This is a genomic window from Enterobacter sp. 22466 (assembly GCF_052044775.1).
Classification (GTDB): Bacteria; Pseudomonadota; Gammaproteobacteria; order Enterobacterales; family Enterobacteriaceae; genus Enterobacter; species Enterobacter dissolvens.
Genome location: NZ_JBQENX010000002.1, coordinates 592,378 through 607,995, shown reverse-complemented (window position 1 = coordinate 607,995; position 15,618 = coordinate 592,378). Strand labels below are relative to the sequence as shown.

11 protein-coding genes are annotated in these 15,618 nt (G+C 56.9%); 7 read left to right on the top strand and 4 right to left on the bottom strand.

What is annotated here, in order from left to right; translation table 11 throughout:
* Positions 1-51: 51 nt before the first annotated feature.
* Positions 52-1,668: a sensor histidine kinase gene (locus ACTJJI_RS09465; protein ID WP_046888988.1), complete on the top strand. Its 1,617-nt coding sequence runs from the start codon at positions 52-54 to the stop codon at positions 1,666-1,668.
* Positions 1,665-2,384, top strand: coding sequence for a two-component system response regulator DcuR (gene dcuR / locus ACTJJI_RS09460; RefSeq protein ID WP_046888987.1), 720 nt, complete (start codon positions 1,665-1,667; stop codon positions 2,382-2,384). Before ACTJJI_RS09465 ends, dcuR begins: the two co-directional genes overlap by 4 nt.
* Here the strand turns inward: dcuR and ACTJJI_RS09455 are convergent.
* Entirely contained in the window at positions 2,365-3,327 is a 963-nt protein-coding gene (locus ACTJJI_RS09455; RefSeq protein ID WP_248059777.1) for an FAD:protein FMN transferase, read from the bottom strand. The two genes, dcuR and ACTJJI_RS09455, sit on opposite strands and share 20 nt — an antisense overlap.
* 94 nt (positions 3,328-3,421) lie before the next feature.
* A complete protein-coding gene (locus ACTJJI_RS09450) occupies positions 3,422-6,202 on the bottom strand; it encodes a flavocytochrome c (protein ID WP_440653782.1) in 2,781 nt (926 codons plus the stop codon).
* A gap of 608 nt (positions 6,203-6,810) precedes the next feature.
* On the opposite strand from ACTJJI_RS09450, the gene ACTJJI_RS09445 reads away from it, so the two are divergent.
* Positions 6,811-8,319, top strand: coding sequence for an anion permease (locus ACTJJI_RS09445; protein ID WP_440653780.1), 1,509 nt, complete (start codon positions 6,811-6,813; stop codon positions 8,317-8,319).
* Between the two features lie 55 nt (positions 8,320-8,374).
* Positions 8,375-10,024: a class I fumarate hydratase FumA gene (gene fumA / locus ACTJJI_RS09440; RefSeq protein ID WP_014832500.1), complete on the top strand. Its 1,650-nt coding sequence runs from the start codon at positions 8,375-8,377 to the stop codon at positions 10,022-10,024.
* On the opposite strand, the gene ACTJJI_RS09435 is transcribed toward fumA, so the two are convergent.
* Complete coding sequence (locus tag ACTJJI_RS09435) at positions 10,013-10,921, bottom strand: LysR family transcriptional regulator (protein ID WP_440653778.1); 909 nt, start codon at positions 10,919-10,921, stop codon at positions 10,013-10,015. The genes fumA and ACTJJI_RS09435 overlap by 12 nt on opposite strands.
* 88 nt (positions 10,922-11,009) lie before the next feature.
* Between ACTJJI_RS09435 and ACTJJI_RS09430 the strand changes: the two genes are divergently transcribed.
* The 3 genes from ACTJJI_RS09430 (at position 11,010) to ACTJJI_RS09420 (ending at position 14,740) form a co-directional block, all read left to right on the top strand.
* The gene (locus ACTJJI_RS09430; RefSeq protein ID WP_440653776.1) at positions 11,010-12,308 is read left to right on the top strand and encodes a serine hydrolase domain-containing protein; all 1,299 of its coding nucleotides are present in this window, start codon (positions 11,010-11,012) and stop codon (positions 12,306-12,308) included.
* A 340-nt stretch (positions 12,309-12,648) separates the two neighbouring features.
* Positions 12,649-13,947, top strand: coding sequence for an MFS transporter (locus ACTJJI_RS09425; RefSeq protein ID WP_440653774.1), 1,299 nt, complete (start codon positions 12,649-12,651; stop codon positions 13,945-13,947).
* Position 13,948: 1 nt separating this feature from the next.
* The gene (locus ACTJJI_RS09420; RefSeq protein ID WP_440653772.1) at positions 13,949-14,740 is read left to right on the top strand and encodes a substrate-binding domain-containing protein; all 792 of its coding nucleotides are present in this window, start codon (positions 13,949-13,951) and stop codon (positions 14,738-14,740) included.
* On the opposite strand, the gene ACTJJI_RS09415 is transcribed toward ACTJJI_RS09420, so the two are convergent.
* A complete protein-coding gene (locus ACTJJI_RS09415; RefSeq protein ID WP_014832505.1) occupies positions 14,712-15,614 on the bottom strand; it encodes a LysR family transcriptional regulator in 903 nt (300 codons plus the stop codon). The genes ACTJJI_RS09420 and ACTJJI_RS09415 overlap by 29 nt on opposite strands.
* Positions 15,615-15,618: the final 4 nt, after the last annotated feature.

Below are 15,618 nucleotides of genomic sequence, written 5' to 3'. Positions count from 1 at the left end.
AAAGCGCGTCATCGGCGATAATTACCCTTTCTTCTTCATCGCGGAGTGTTGATGAGCGATTTGCAGCCTTTCCCCCAGACGCGCAAGCGCCCCATGAAACTGAACACGCTGGTCACGTTGATGGTGTGCGCGATCATCGGTTCAGTGCTCCTGGTGGTCTTTGCGCTCTATTCGGTGCAGATCACCCGGGCAACCCGCGATGATGTCAAAGACACCGCACTCGGCATTGCCCGCACCCTCGCCGACAGCCCCGAGATACAGCGCGGCCTGATGCAGGCACCGCAGGAAAATATTATTCAGCCTATCGCCCAGGCAGTGACGAAACGAAACGATCTGCTGTTCACCGTGGTGACCGATATGCGCGGGATCCGCTATTCTCACCCGAACGAGGCGCTGCTGGGGCTGCATTTTATCGGCGACGATCTGAACCCGGCGCTGGAAGGTAAGGAGAACGTCTCCGTTAACCGGGGCGCGCTCGCGGAAGCCCTTCGCGTATTTACGCCCGTGTATGACAGCCAGCACGAGCAGATCGGCGTGGTGGTGGTCGGCATCTCGCTTAAAAAAGTGGAAGACCAGATCGCCCGCGGGCGACTGAACGCCGTCTGGACCATTTTGTTCAGTATCTTTATGAGCTCTATGGCGATCTGGGGGCTGGTTCGCGTTCTGAAACGCATCCTGTTCGGGCTGGAGCCGTACGAAATCTCCGCGCTGTTCGAACAGCGTCAGGCGATGCTGCAGTCGCTGCGTGAAGGGGTGTTAGCGGTCGATATTCATGGCCGCGTGACGATGATTAACCACACCGCCAGAGAGATACTGCTCCTGCCCTCCGGCAAGCAGACCGAAAACGCCAGTGCGCCCCTGCTGGCCAGCCTGCGCGAGGTGTCGAAGACGGGCATCGCACGCCAGGATCAGGAGATCAGCTGCAACGGGCGGCTGCTGCTGTGCAACATGGTGCCGGTGAAAAGCCAGGAGCGGGTGATCGGGGCTATCACCACCTTCCGCGACAAAACCGAAATCAGCCAGCTGATGCAGCGTATCGACGGCATGGTGAATTACGTCGACGCCCTGCGCGCCCACACGCACGAGTTTATGAACAAACTGCACGTGATCCTGGGCCTGCTGCATATCAAGCGCTACGACAAGCTGGAAGAGTACATTCTGCAGACGGCACATAATTATCAGACGGACATCGGCGCTATCCAGAGCAAGGTGAAATCCCCGGTAATTGCCGGGTTCCTGCTGGGTAAAATCAACCGGGCGAAAGAAGCGGGGATCACCCTCACCCTGGCGGATGAGTGCCAGATACCGGATACCGCCAACGAAGAGCAGGTCGCGGTGCTGGTCACCGTACTCGGTAACTTAATTGAAAACGCACTGGACGCGATGGAAGGCCAGCCGGAAGGCGAAATCAGCCTGCTGCTGCACTATCAGAATGGCTGGCTCAGCTGTGAAGTCAGCGATGACGGCCCGGGAATTGATCCCGCGCAGCTGGAGACTATTTTTACTAAAGGCTTCTCAACAAAAGGTGAAAACCGGGGCGTTGGGCTGTTCCTTGCCCGCCAGCAAATTCAGAACCTGGGCGGTGACATCACCGTCGAATCTGAACCTGGCGTATTTACCCAATTTTTTGTTCACATCCCCTGGGATAGCGAGAGGAATATCGCGTGATAAATGTATTAATTGTCGATGATGACGCCATGGTAGCCGACCTCAACCGTCTGTACGTCAACCGTGTTGATGGCTTTAGCTGCTGCGGCGTCGCCTCCACGCTGAACCAGGCCGAGGCCATTATTAACAACCCTGCCCAGCCGGTCGATCTGGTGCTGCTGGATGTCTACATGCAGCAGGATAACGGGCTGGATCTGCTGCCGGTGATCCGAGCCTCTGGTCGCCCAATCGATGTCATCATGATCTCTTCGGCCGCCGACGCCGCAACCATCCAGACCTCTATCCATTACGGCGTGGTGGATTATCTGATTAAACCGTTCCAGTTCCCGCGCTTTGAAGAGGCCCTGAACGGCTGGAAGGCAAAGCACAACCTGATGGGGTCGCACCAGTATTATGAGCAGGCGGACGTCGACAGGCTGATCCACGGCGGGGCGCCGGAGCTGGCAGACAGCAAAAAGCTACCAAAGGGGTTAACGCCGCAGACGCTGCGCACCATCTGCCAGTGGATTGACGCCCACCCGGAGACCGAGTTTTCCACCGATGACCTCGCCAGTGCAGTCAATATCTCGCGCGTCTCCTGCCGCAAGTATCTGATCTGGCTGGCGCAAATCAATATCCTGTTCACCAGCATTCATTACGGTGCCACCGGGCGTCCGGTGTATCGTTACCGTCTCCAGCCCGAGCAGACAGGCCTGCTCAAACAGTACTGTCAGTAACGCGATAGCTGTTATCCAACAAGGTAAAGCGGAAGTGGTGCGCTGAAGAGAGCACCACTTCTTTTGTTTTGGTCACGAAGATCGCTTCAATATCAGGGCGCGAGCGCAGCACCGCGCAGCCCTTCTCCACGCCCATACCGTACATCAGCGTGGTCCAGATATCCCCGTCGATAGAATCGTTTGAAATGATGGTCACGCTGTCCAGTTCGTTATCCAGAGGATACCCGGTGCGCGGGTCCAGGATATGGTGATAGCGTTTGCCGTTTTGTTCAAAGTAGCGCTCATAGGTTCCCGACGTCACCACGGAGCGATTCTCTACCGTCATTGCGCCGATCAGCGCATCACCGGCAAACGGCTTTTTCAGCCCCACGCTCCAGCCCCCTTCCGGCGAGCCCAGCGTCTGGATATTGCCGCCGAGGTTGATCAGCCCGAGTTCAGCACCCTCTTTACGCAGGTAATCCCGCACCCTGTCGGCGATATAGCCTTTGGCGATGGCCCCTAGGTCAATCTCCATCCCTTTTCGGGTTAAAAACACGCTACTGCTGGCCTCGTCCAGCACCACATCCTCAGGACGGGTAATCGCCAGCAACGCGGCGATCTCATCCGCTGGCGGCACGCTGTCGCCGCGAAAGCCAATTTTCCAGCGTTTCACCAGCGGGCCGATGGCCAGGTTAAACGCGCTGTCTTTAAGCACGCTTGCCGCTTTCGCGCAGCGAATCAGCTCAAACACCGGACGGCTGACGGCAACCGGATGCTGACCGGCCGCATGGTTGATATCCATCACCTGCGAATGCGCACGGTTAACGGTAAGCAGGTCTTCGTACTGTTTGATCAGGCGAAATACGCGGGACGCGAGGGCTTCGTCATGGGAAAAGAGTTTGAGGAGGATGGGCGATCCCATCAGGACGGCGGAATAACTGTAAACGCGATGGTCATCAGGCATAGCATGAGTCCTCAGATGTAGCCCCGGCAAGCACCGCGCCGCCGGGGAAAATGCCGGATAACGCTGCGCGTCTCCGGCATACAACACAGGGGTCTTACTGCTTTTTCGAACGCATAGCCGCCTGATGTCCTGCAAGCGTACCAAAAATAATGATATCTGCCACCGCGTTACCGCCGATACGGTTACCGCCGTGGATCCCACCGACCACTTCACCGGCCGCAAACGCCCCAGCCAGCACGTTGTGGTTGCTGTCCAGCACGCAGGTTTCGGTGTTGATGGTCACACCGCCCATGGTGTGGTGTACGCCCGGCGCAATCTGAATGGCGTAGAACGGCCCTTCGTTGATAGGCGCACGCAGCGCGGTGGTACGGCCAAAATCGTCATCGTGCTGTTTTTCAACGAAACCGTTGTAGCGTTCCAGGGTCGCCAGGAAAGCGTGGTAATCCATGCCCAGCGCTTCGGCCAGGGCTTTTGGCGAGCTGGCGCTGGTCACAAAGCCTTTGGCGATGTACTCATCCGCGGCTTTGTTTTTGGCACGAACATGCTCGTCAAAGACGATATACGCGTATTTCTCCGGCAACGCGATGATTGACGCCGAGACTTTATCGCGGGTTTCCATCTCATTGAAGAAACGGTTCCCCTGCTGGTTGACCAGAATCGCCCCGCCCCCACGAATGGATTCAGAAATCAGGTACGAGGTTTTCTGCTCAACGGTTGGGTGGATCTGGATCTCACCCATATCAACCGTACCGGCACCGATGCGTTCCAGCAGCGCGATACCGCCGCCTGTTGCCCCTTTGTGGTTGGTGGTGACAAAACCTTCCAGGTCAGGGCGGTATTTCACCACCATCTGGCTGTTGGCACTGAAACCACCGGTGGCGACAATCACGCTTTTGGTGGTCACGGTGAGGGTTTCGTTCTCTTCTGTGGTCAGACGCACGCCGGTCACTTCGCCGTTTTCGAACAGAATGTCGCTGACGGACGTATCGAGCATCACCTCAATGTTGCGTTTGTTGACGTTACGCACCAGGCCGCTGATCAGATAGCCGCCTACCGCGGAACCGTCTTTTGGACGGTGCGTACGGTCAATGCTCATCCCACCGGTGGTGGTGATGTCATTCAGCATAATGCCGCGAGTTGCCAGCCATTCAATCGCCTGTGGCGCATTCTCCACGAAGCGGCGCAGCAGTTCCGGGTTGTTCTTGTTACCGCCCCCTTTCAGGCTCTCCTGGTAGAACAGCTCTTTGCTGTCCTGGATCCCTTTCACCCGCTGGAAGCGCGTCTCGGCGGCATTCATCCCGGCAGAAGCTTTGATGGTGTTACCGCCGATGGTTGGCATCTTCTCAACGATCAGCACGCTCGCGCCTTCATCGTGGGCCTGAATGGCTGCGGCCAGACCGGCACCGCCGCTACCAACGACCACCACATCCACACTGCGGGTCGCGTTCGGGTCAGCGCCCTCTTCTGCCGCCAGCGCTTTACTGGATTTGAGCATCGCTTTAGAGACGGCTTTTTTCACCGCTTCACTCTGGCTGGTTGCACCCGTGATGGCATCCACGTGCGGGGTGTTGGCATCCAGAATACGGGTACGGATCTCTTCAAAGCTGGTGACAAACTCAACGTCTTCGCTCGGGCCAGACGCCAGCGCAATATCGGCGATGCGATCGGTTTCCAGGCTGACGTTGATCACCAGCTCGTTAACATCGTCCTGCACCTTTTCAGTGAACATGCCCGGTTTGAATTTTGATTCGCCCATGCTCATGTCGCGGATCATCGCTTCCACCAGCGAGAAGCGCCACAGCGGTTCAGGAATGCTCAGTTCTTCGCGTTTGGTGCTGTCCATAAACAGCTCCAGGTTTTCACCTGCCGCGATCCGGTCGGTCCAGTCCGGGTAAGCGATAGTCGCGCGACCCACGGCGATCAGGTCATAACCATGATCCAGCGCCTCATTGACGTCCGCGGCATTCACCACGCCGCCGACCCCCATCACCGGAACCTGAGCCAGGGTATCAGAACGCATGGCGCAATATTTTTCGATGAGCGGGGTTGGGTCCTGCGTATCAACAATCGAAGGACGCAGGGTCGCCCCCACGGAGAAATGCAGATAATCCACACCGCGCGCCGCCAGTTTTTCCAGCAGGTACATGGTGTCTTCAAAGCGGATGCCCGGGACTTCCAGCTCTTCAGGGGAGAAACGGTAGCCAATAATGAACGCGTCGTCCGCGTACTGACGCACCATTTTGTGCGTGATATCCAGCACCGCCAGCGGGAATTTAGCCCGGTTATCGCGGCTGCCGCCCCACTCGTCGTCGCGCTGGTTTGAGTTCGGGGAGTAGAACTGCTGAATCAGGTAAGTGTTGGCCCCGTGAATTTCAACCCCGTCGAAACCGGCCTGGATGGCACGGCGAACGGCTTCACCAAACTTGCCGATCATGCCTTCCACTTCTTCGCCGGTCAGGGCAACCGGCGTAGCAGCCCCGTCGCGCGGCGCGGCAACGGCGCTTGGGCCAACCGGCGTGCGGCCACCGATCAGTTTCGGATCGACCATACGGCCGCCGTGGTAGATCTGCAGCAGGGCTTTCGAGCCTTTGGATTTAATGGCGTCCGCGATTTTCGCCAGTCCGGCGATTTTCTCGTCGTTGTCGATACCAATCGCGCCGGGGAACGCAAGGCCGAGGTCATCGATAAAGCAGCATTCAACGATAATGGTACCAATGCTGCCGGAACGGGCCCGATAGTACTCCACCAGCTCGCTGGTGACCGTGCCGTCGTAATAGCCGGTACAGGTGGTCATGGGGGCCATTAACAAACGGTTTTTCAGTTCAGTGCCATTCGGTAATGTGAAGGGGCTCAGAATACGTTCGTTAGTGCTCATAATTGAAACTCCAAACTTTAAAAATTAAGAATTCGGTATCGGATTGATTTTTTATTTCGTCGTTATTTGCCGATGTCATGATATTAATATAATGATTTTTTTAGTTTCTAAAGTTATTACGTTAGTTAAAAAACTATTTAATCCCTGCGATAACACAAATAACACATTGGTGTTAGCGATTGTAATTCAGCTATTCACAATAATTTAAACTTCGTTAAATTAGGAATGGTAAAACCACTTCACCATTAGGAGGTGTAGTCATTATAAATCAACAACATAAAAAACAGCAAAATACTGAATTGTTAAAAAATTGATAAATTCAATCCATAATATACGTAATACCCACATACGCCAGAGTGGTTATTAATAAAAGCACAAAAATAACGCTGCAATTCTCTTTTTTTGATCCCGATCAATAGTTATGGCATCCAAAAGCGCAATATAAAAACATCATCAATTTTTAATTTAGCGCAAACAAAAATGCGTTAAATCGCTATTACTGAAAATACAAAACAGCACCTTAAATAACTAAAAAAAGCAAAGAAACTTAAGAAAGCAATTTTGTTTTTCAGTGCGACCGAATTTTTGACAACTTAAGACGTGAAACTATGAATACAAAAACTGCTGTAACGCCCCCTGTGGCGAACCAGGCATCAAATGGGAAAGCAAAACGACTGCTGATGATGGCATTGCCCGTCATCGTCGCCGTCCTGCTGCTGTTTGTTCCGGTACCGGAAGGACTGCCGCCTTACGCGTGGCACTACTTCGCTATCTTTGTCGGCGTGATCTTCGGCTTAATCTTTGAACCGCTGCCGGGTGCGGTGATCGGTTTGACCGGCGTGGTGGCGATTGCGCTGTGCAGTCAGTGGGTGCTGTTCAGCCCTGAACAGCTGGCCGACCCGAAATTCAAGCTGGCGGGTGCCTCGTTTAAATGGGCGGTCAGCGGGTTTGGTAACTCGACCGTGTGGCTGATCTTCGGTGCCTTCATGTTCGCCGCTGGCTATGACAAAACCCGCTTCGGCCGCCGTCTGGCGCTGATTCTGGTGAAATATCTCGGCCGTCGCAGCCTGACGCTCGGTTACGCCATCACCTTCGCGGACCTGCTGCTGGCACCGTTTACGCCGTCCAACACCGCACGTAGCGGCGGGACCATCTACCCGATCATCGCTAACCTGCCGCCGCTGTATGGTTCAAAACCAAACGACCCCAGCGCGCGTAAAATTGGTTCGTACCTGATGTGGGTGGCGATCACCGCGGCCTGTATCACCAGTTCGATGTTCCTCTCCGCCCTTGCGCCGAACCTGCTGGCACTGGCGCTGGTGAAAAGCACGGTAGGGATTGATATCTCCTGGGGTACCTGGTTCCTCGCCTTCCTGCCGCTGGGCATCCTGCTGATTCTGACCATGCCGCTGCTGGCCTACTGGTTCTACCCACCAGAAGTCAAAGTGAATAATGAAGTACCGCTGTGGGCAACCCGTGAGCTGGAAAAACTGGGCAAACTGTCCCGCAATGAAATTCTGCTGCTGGTGTTCGTGTGCTGTGCGCTGCTGATGTGGATCTTCGCCGCCGCGTGGATTGAACCGGCGATGGCAGCCCTGCTGATTGTGGGTCTGATGCTGTGGACAGGCGTGCTGGAGTGGAACGATATCACCGGCAATAAAGCCGCGTGGAACACCTTCGTCTGGTTCGCCACCCTGGTTGCGCTGGCGGATGGCCTCTCCTCTACCGGCTTTATCAGCTGGCTGGGTAAAGAAGGCGGCCTGTTAATGAGCGGTATCTCTCCGGGCGTCGCCACCATCGTGCTGCTGCTGGCGTTCTATCTGCTGCACTACCTGTTTGCCAGCACCACCGCGCACACCACCGCGCTGCTGCCGGCGATGCTGACCATCGCCTCCACCATTCCGGGCATGAATATGGAAGTGTTCGTCCTGCTGATGGTGACCTCGCTGGGTGTGATGGGGATCATCACCCCGTACGGTACTGGCCCAAGCCCGATTTACTACGGTAGTGGCTACCTGCCAACCAAAGACTACTGGCGCCTGGGCACTATCTTCGGTGCCATCTTCCTGGCGGCCCTGCTGCTGATTGGTTATCCGTGGATGTCCATGATGTTCTGATTCCTGACCGCCGGACTTCTCCTCCGGCGGTTTTATTTTTGTGGAGCAATACGCTATGTCAAACAAACCGTTTTACTACCAGAACCCCTTCCCGCTTTCCCATGACGACACCGAATACTATCTGCTGACCAAAGAGCACGTCTCCGTTGCTGAGTTCGACGGTCAGGAAGTCCTGAAAGTCGAGCCAGAGGCGCTGACGCTGCTGGCGCAGCAGGCGTTCCACGATGCTGCGTTTATGCTGCGTCCTTCCCATCAGAAACAGGTCGCCGCCATTCTTAACGATCCGGAAGCGAGCCAGAACGATAAGTACGTTGCCCTGCAGTTCCTGCGTAACTCTGAAATCGCCGCTAAAGGCGTGCTGCCAACCTGCCAGGATACCGGTACAGCGATCATCATGGGTAAAAAAGGCCAGCGCGTCTGGACCGGCGGTGGCGATGAAGCAGCGCTGAGTCAGGGGGTGTACAACACTTACATCGAAGACAACCTGCGCTACTCCCAGAACGCTGCGCTGGATATGTATAAAGAGGTGAACACCGGCACCAACCTGCCTGCGCAGATCGACCTCTACAGCGTCGACGGCGACGAGTACAAATTCCTCTGCATGGCGAAAGGCGGCGGTTCAGCCAACAAAACCTACCTCTATCAGGAAACCAAAGCGCTGATCACCCCGGCGAAGCTGAAAAACTATCTGGTGGAGAAAATGCGTACCCTGGGTACCGCGGCCTGTCCGCCTTACCATATTGCCTTCGTGATTGGCGGAACCTCCGCAGAAGCGACGCTGAAAACGGTGAAGCTGGCCTCCACCCGCTACTACGACGCCTTGCCCACCGAGGGGAACGAACATGGCCAGGCGTTCCGCGATGTTCAGCTCGAACAGGAACTGCTCCAGGAAGCGCAGAACCTGGGTCTGGGTGCGCAGTTTGGTGGTAAATACTTCGCTCACGATATCCGCGTGATCCGCCTGCCGCGCCACGGTGCCTCCTGCCCAATCGGCATGGGTGTCTCCTGTTCCGCCGACCGTAACATCAAGGCGAAAATCAACCGCGACGGGATCTGGATTGAAAAACTGGAACACAATCCGGGCCAGTACATTCCTGAATCGCTGCGCCAGCAGGGCGAAGGCGACGTGGTCAGCATCAACCTCAACAAGCCGATGAACGAGATCCTGGCGCAGCTCTCCGCGCACCCGGTCTCTACCCGTCTGTCGCTGAACGGTACCATCATTGTGGCGCGTGATATCGCCCACGCGAAGCTGAAAGAGCTGCTCGATAACGGCGAGGAACTGCCGCAGTACGTTAAAGATCATCCGATTTACTACGCGGGCCCGGCAAAAACCCCGGAAGGCTATGCCTCCGGCTCCCTCGGCCCAACTACTGCAGGCCGCATGGACTCGTATGTGGATTTACTGCAATCCCACGGTGCGAGCATGATCATGCTGGCCAAAGGCAACCGCAGCCAGCAGGTGACGGATGCCTGCCACAAACACGGCGGTTTCTACCTGGGCAGCATCGGTGGCCCGGCGGCGGTGCTGGCGCAAAACAGCATCAAGAGCCTGGAGTGCGTGGCGTACCCGGAACTGGGAATGGAAGCCATCTGGAAAATCGAAGTGGAGAACTTCCCGGCGTTTATCCTGGTGGATGACAAAGGTAACGACTTCTTCCAGCAGATCCAGAACAAACAGTGCCAGGGGTGTTCACAGCGCTGAGTGTTTCCAGAGTGCCGGCAGCCGCGACAACATGTGATTGATCCGCTCACGCTTGTCGCTGCCCGGCTTCCAGATAGTGACCATCGTCTGACTAATCCCCTGGCTGCCCACTTCGGTGGGCAGCCTTTTTACGTTCTTCCACTGCGTCGCATGAAGGTGGGTCGGCAAAAAGCCCCAGCCACAACCCTGCTCCAGCAGGCCGCGCAGCATCTCAATTTCATTAGTAAAAAGGGTATGCCCGGCAATTTGCAGACGACGGGCAACCGGTTCATCTGACGCGGCATGCATAACCACCTGCGGAACCAGAGAGAGATCGAGCAGCGAAACCGGCGTGGCAACCTTCGCAAAAAGCACGTCTGCGGCGTAAAAATCCATGTCGATGGCTCCTAAAGCCCGCCACTCCATCTCATTACCCACGCTGCGGTTGCGCGCCTGGCAGATACCTAAATCCGCCTCTCCGCTCGCCAGCAGGGCTTCCGCCTCGTCACGCGACGCGCTGGTCAGGCTCAGGCGTATTTTTTGTGCCGCCATCTCTGCAATCAGCGCCTGCAGAAAAGCCCGGGGAGTGAACGGATCATAAGCAAGGGCAATGTCCTGCGTCGCGCTTTCCGGTACCGCTGTGGCAAAGGCCTCAAAGGCTTTCACCTGGCGCATCAGCAGGTGCGCCTGTCGCTGGAGCTGTTCCCCTTCAGGCGTTAAGCGCACGCTGCGTCCCTCGCGCAGGAACAGGGCATACCCCAGCCCGTCCTCAAGAAAATCGATCAGATCGCGCAGGGTCGTACGGTCTTTACCGAGCTTAATGGCCGCCTTCATCAGGCTGCCGTGCTCTGCCACCGCGGTAAACGCCTCCAGCTGGGCAAATGAATAGACTATCGCCACCTCTCCCTCCTGTGCCATTTCCGGGGGATTTTCCCCCATAACCCGTTTTTTATTATAGGTCGCGGCTTCTTAAACTGAAGCCCTTCCTGAACCAAACGAGATAAACATGAAAAACAAAACGTTAAACCGCACCCTGCTCGCCGCGCTGGTGGTCAGCAGTCTTTTATCCCCTGCCGTTATGGCTGCCTGTCACGGCACCGATCTCAACCCCTGCCCTGCGCCGTTTGACGCAACCCTTCCCGACACGCACAGCATGCTGACCTGGAGTCAGGCGGATCGTGTGGTGGGTTTTCGTAACGACTATCGCAACTACGCAGGCGATGTTTTCCGCCACGGTAACGCCACGCCGCTGCTGGCAGCAGAGAAACCGCTTACCGACGCCCGCTATCAGGTCGATGGCAAGACGTATAACCTGCAGGACTACCTGAAACGCCAGAACGTCAGCGGCATGCTGGTGCTGAAGGACGGCAAAATTGCGTGGAAGTATCTGGGTGAAGGCAATACCGATTCCACGCTCTGGACATCCCGTTCGGTGGGGAAATCCGTGGTCTCTGCGCTGGTCGGAGTTGCCCTTAAAGAGGGTAAAATTCACTCCCTCGACGACCTAATCACCCGTTACGAACCCGATTTAAAAGGCACGGCGTGGGATGGCGTGACGCTGAGACAGCTGATCACTCACACCTCTGGCGTGGCGTGGAACGAAGACTACACCAACCCACAGTCTGATTTCGCGCAGCTTACCGAATGCGAAGCGAAGCCGGGCACCTACGACTGCGTGCGTAAGCTGGTGAAGGGGTTACACCGGGAACACCCGGCCGGAGAGAACTGGTCCTATTCATCGGGTGGCGCGTGGCTGCTGGGTGACGTGCTGGAGCGTGCCACCGGTATGACGCTGGCGGCGTACCTGGAGAAAAGCATCTGGCAACCGTACGGGATGGCGAGCGACGGCGTATGGCATGCCTACCGTAAAGGCCAGCACGATGTCGGGGCGCACGGCTTTAACGCCACGCTGGAAGACTGGGGCCGCTTCGGCGAGTTTATCCTGCATAACGGAACGCTCCCTTCGGGCAAACAGATCCTGCTTGACGGCTGGGTGAAGGCGTCGTCAGAGTGGACGCAGGCGAAAGGATCGGTGTCTGACGCGCATCCGAAAGGGTTGTACGGCTATCAGTGGTGGAATAACGAGGTGCCCGCCACGGCCACAGACGTTAAGCCCGCGCCAGAGGATTCCCTGAAAGATTCACTCTGGGCGCTGGGGATTTTTGGCCAGATGATTATGGTGAATCAAAAGGAAAACCTGGTGATTGTCCAGTGGTCCACCTGGCCGCAGGCGGAGCCGTCATTCAGCGCCCAGCCGCTGGAAGCGTCGCTGATGTTTAGCGCAATTGCACAGGCGCTGCGCTGAATAGAGTACTCTGCCAGTTTCGCCCGGCGGCGCTACGCTTGCCCAGGCCTACAAAATTCACAGGTCGGGTAAGCGAAGCGCCACCCGACAAGAGCAGCGGCTATTCTGCCCTTCTGCGCGATATCACAAAATAGCGATATCAGCCACTTAGCAAATTATGGTGAATGAAAAATCAATCAATTGTTAAGTTATTGTTGGATAGGTAAATCCTGGTCAACGCCCTGTCATTGATGCGCAGCACGCATCAGTTCATGCGTGATTTGCGCTTATTAATTTCCGTTTAATGCGCCAGTTTTCAAAAACAGACGGACAACACGTCAATAATAAACTGGAGACGACCATGATTTCCTCAACCCCACCTGCAACCGTTCGCGCAAGAGCGGGCGCGATACTTCGCGTCACCTCGGGCAATTTCCTTGAGCAATTCGACTTCTTCCTGTTCGGGTTCTATGCCACCTACATCGCGCATACCTTCTTCCCGGCGAGCAGTGAATTTGCGTCGCTGATGATGACCTTCGCCGTCTTTGGCGCAGGCTTCCTGATGCGCCCCATCGGCGCAATTGTCCTCGGGGCTTACATCGACAAGGTCGGTCGTCGTAAAGGGTTGATCACCACCCTGTCGATTATGGCGGCCGGCACCTTCCTGATTGTGCTGATCCCCTCTTATGAGAGCATCGGCCTGTGGGCACCGCTGCTGGTGCTGGTGGGACGCTTGCTGCAGGGCTTTTCCGCCGGGGCGGAGCTTGGCGGCGTGTCGGTCTATCTGGCTGAAATTGCCACGCCGGGCCGCAAAGGCTTCTTTACCAGTTGGCAATCCGGCAGTCAGCAGGTGGCGATTATGGTGGCCGCCGCAATGGGCTTTGCGCTGAACGCGATGCTGGAAGAGAGCGCTATCCGTGAATGGGGCTGGCGGATCCCGTTCCTGTTCGGCTGCCTGATTGTGCCGTTTATCTTCTTCCTGCGCCGCAAGCTGGAAGAGACCGAGGAGTTCCGCACCCGCCGTCACACGCTGGCGATGCGTCAGGTCTTTACCACCCTGCTGGCGAACTGGCCGGTTGTGGTCGCGGGCATGCTGATGGTGGCCATGACCACCACCGCGTTCTACCTGATCACCGTCTACGCGCCTACCTTCGGTAAAAAAGTGTTAATGCTCAGCGCCTCCGACAGCCTGCTGGTGACGCTGCTGGTGGCTATCTCTAACTTTATCTGTCTGCCGGTGGGCGGTGCCCTGTCGGACCGCTTTGGCCGTAAACCGGTGCTGATTGCCATGACGCTGCTGGCGCTGGCGACCAGCTATCCGGCCCTGACGCTGCTGGCACAGGCGCCGAGCTTCTCCATGATGCTGAGCGTATTGCTGTGGCTCTCCTTCCTCTATGGCCTCTACAACGGCGCGATGATCCCGGCGCTGACGGAGATCATGCCGGTTGAGGTGCGTGTCGCCGGTTTCTCACTGGCGTACAGCCTTGCCACCGCGATCTTCGGCGGGTTTACGCCGGTCATTTCAACGGCCCTGATTGAGTACACCGGCGATAAAGCCTCGCCGGGTTACTGGATGAGCTTCGCGGCGGTCTGCGCGTTGCTGGCAACGCTTTATCTTTATCGTCGCAGCACGATGAATCTGCAGGTACAGAGAGGATAATATGCACACATTTGTACGTTCAGGACTGACCGGGCTGGTAATACTGACGACCAGCACAGGCGCGCTGGCCCAGGAGGTGACGGTTATGATTTCAGGCGGTTTTAAGGCCGCGCTGGAAAAACTCGCCCCCGAGTATGAAGCCCGGACGGGCGACCATATCGTGCTGATCCCGGGGCCGTCGATGGGACAGACGCCGCAGGCGATCCCCAACCGGCTGGCACGCGGTGAAAAAGCGGACGTGGTGATTATGGTCGGTGATGCGCTGGCGCACCTGGCGAAGGACAAGATGGTCAAAGAAGGTTCGCGCGTTGAGCTGGCGGATTCCCCCATCGGCGTGGTGGTGAAAGCCGGCTCGCCGGTGCCGGATATCGCCACGGATAGCGCGCTAAAACAGACCCTGCTTAAGGCGAGCACCATCGCCTACTCCGACAGCGCCAGCGGCCGGTATGTGCAAACGGAGCTGTTCAAAAAGCTGGGGATTGAAGCGCAGGTAGAGGGGAAAGCGCACAAGGTGGAGCGGATCCCGGTCGCCTCTGAGGTGGCGAAAGGGAAATACGCCGTGGGTTTCCAGCAGGTCAGCGAGTTGTTACCCGTGCCCGGCGTAACCTTTGTCGGCAAACTGCCGGATAACCTGCAGTACATCACCCGTTTTGCCGGGGCGGTCACCGCCCACGCGGAGCACCCTGCCGAGGGGAAAGCCCTGCTGGATTATCTCGCTTCAGCAAACGCGCAGGAGACCATTACCGCCACCGGGATGATGCCCGTCACTCCGCGGCGCGATAACGCGCAGTAATGAGGGTTTCCAGCTCAGCGGCGATCCACGACTGAATACGCCCGCTGCGCCGGATCAGCCCGACAGTGCGTTTGACCTCGGGCTCGGTCAGCGGAATATGCGTCAGGAAGGAGTGCTCAGAGTGCGGCATTGACATGGCGGGGACGGCAGCAATGCCTATCCCCGCCTCGACCATTCCCAGCATCGTGGTGACGTGGCGCGTCTCGCAGATCCCCGGACGCTCCGGCTTAATGTGGCCGAGCATCTGATCGAGCAGATTCCGGTTCCCCGACGTAATGTCCAGGCTGATGTAATCCTGCTGATAAAAGGTCTGCCAGGTCAGACTCTTGCGTCCCGCCAGCGGGTGATCGCGACGACACGCGGCGACATACACATCCTCCACCAGCGGAATAAAGGTGAGATCCGGCTGAAGGCTTCTGGCAAAACAGATGCCAAAATCCGCCTGCCCGCTGGCTACCGCGTCAATGACGTTGCCCGCACTGCTGTCGATAAGCTTGATGCGCACGCGCGGATAGCGGCGATGAAACTGGCGGATCACCTCCGGCATAAAATGGCAGGCCGCCGACGGCACGGTGGCGACGGTAATCAACCCGGTGCGCTCCTCGCTCACCTTGTCGATATCCGCCAGCATCGATTCCACGTTTTCCAGAAGCTGCCCGCAGCGGTCGGCAAAGGTTTGCCCGAAGAGCGTCAGCGTCACGCGCCGGGTGGTTCTGTCGAACAGTTTCGCGCCGACGGCGGTTTCCAGCTTTTCAATACGGCGGCTTAAGGCGGACTGGGAGATACAAATGGATTCTGCGGCGATACGGAAGTTACCGTACTCCACCAGCGCTCTGAAGGCATAAAGATCGTTGAGGTCGAAATTGACGGGCATATTT

Coding starts and splice junctions, on each gene's coding strand:
- ACTJJI_RS09465 (WP_046888988.1), top strand. CDS start 52: ATGAGCGATTTGCAGCCTTTCCCCCAGACGCGCAAGCGCCCCATGAAA.
- ACTJJI_RS09455 (WP_248059777.1), bottom strand. CDS start 3,327: ATGCCTGATGACCATCGCGTTTACAGTTATTCCGCCGTCCTGATGGGA.
- ACTJJI_RS09450 (WP_440653782.1), bottom strand. CDS start 6,202: ATGAGCACTAACGAACGTATTCTGAGCCCCTTCACATTACCGAATGGC.
- ACTJJI_RS09445 (WP_440653780.1), top strand. CDS start 6,811: ATGAATACAAAAACTGCTGTAACGCCCCCTGTGGCGAACCAGGCATCA.
- fumA (WP_014832500.1), top strand. CDS start 8,375: ATGTCAAACAAACCGTTTTACTACCAGAACCCCTTCCCGCTTTCCCAT.
- ACTJJI_RS09435 (WP_440653778.1), bottom strand. CDS start 10,921: ATGGCACAGGAGGGAGAGGTGGCGATAGTCTATTCATTTGCCCAGCTG.
- ACTJJI_RS09430 (WP_440653776.1), top strand. CDS start 11,010: ATGAAAAACAAAACGTTAAACCGCACCCTGCTCGCCGCGCTGGTGGTC.
- ACTJJI_RS09425 (WP_440653774.1), top strand. CDS start 12,649: ATGATTTCCTCAACCCCACCTGCAACCGTTCGCGCAAGAGCGGGCGCG.
- ACTJJI_RS09420 (WP_440653772.1), top strand. CDS start 13,949: ATGCACACATTTGTACGTTCAGGACTGACCGGGCTGGTAATACTGACG.
- ACTJJI_RS09415 (WP_014832505.1), bottom strand. CDS start 15,614: ATGCCCGTCAATTTCGACCTCAACGATCTTTATGCCTTCAGAGCGCTG.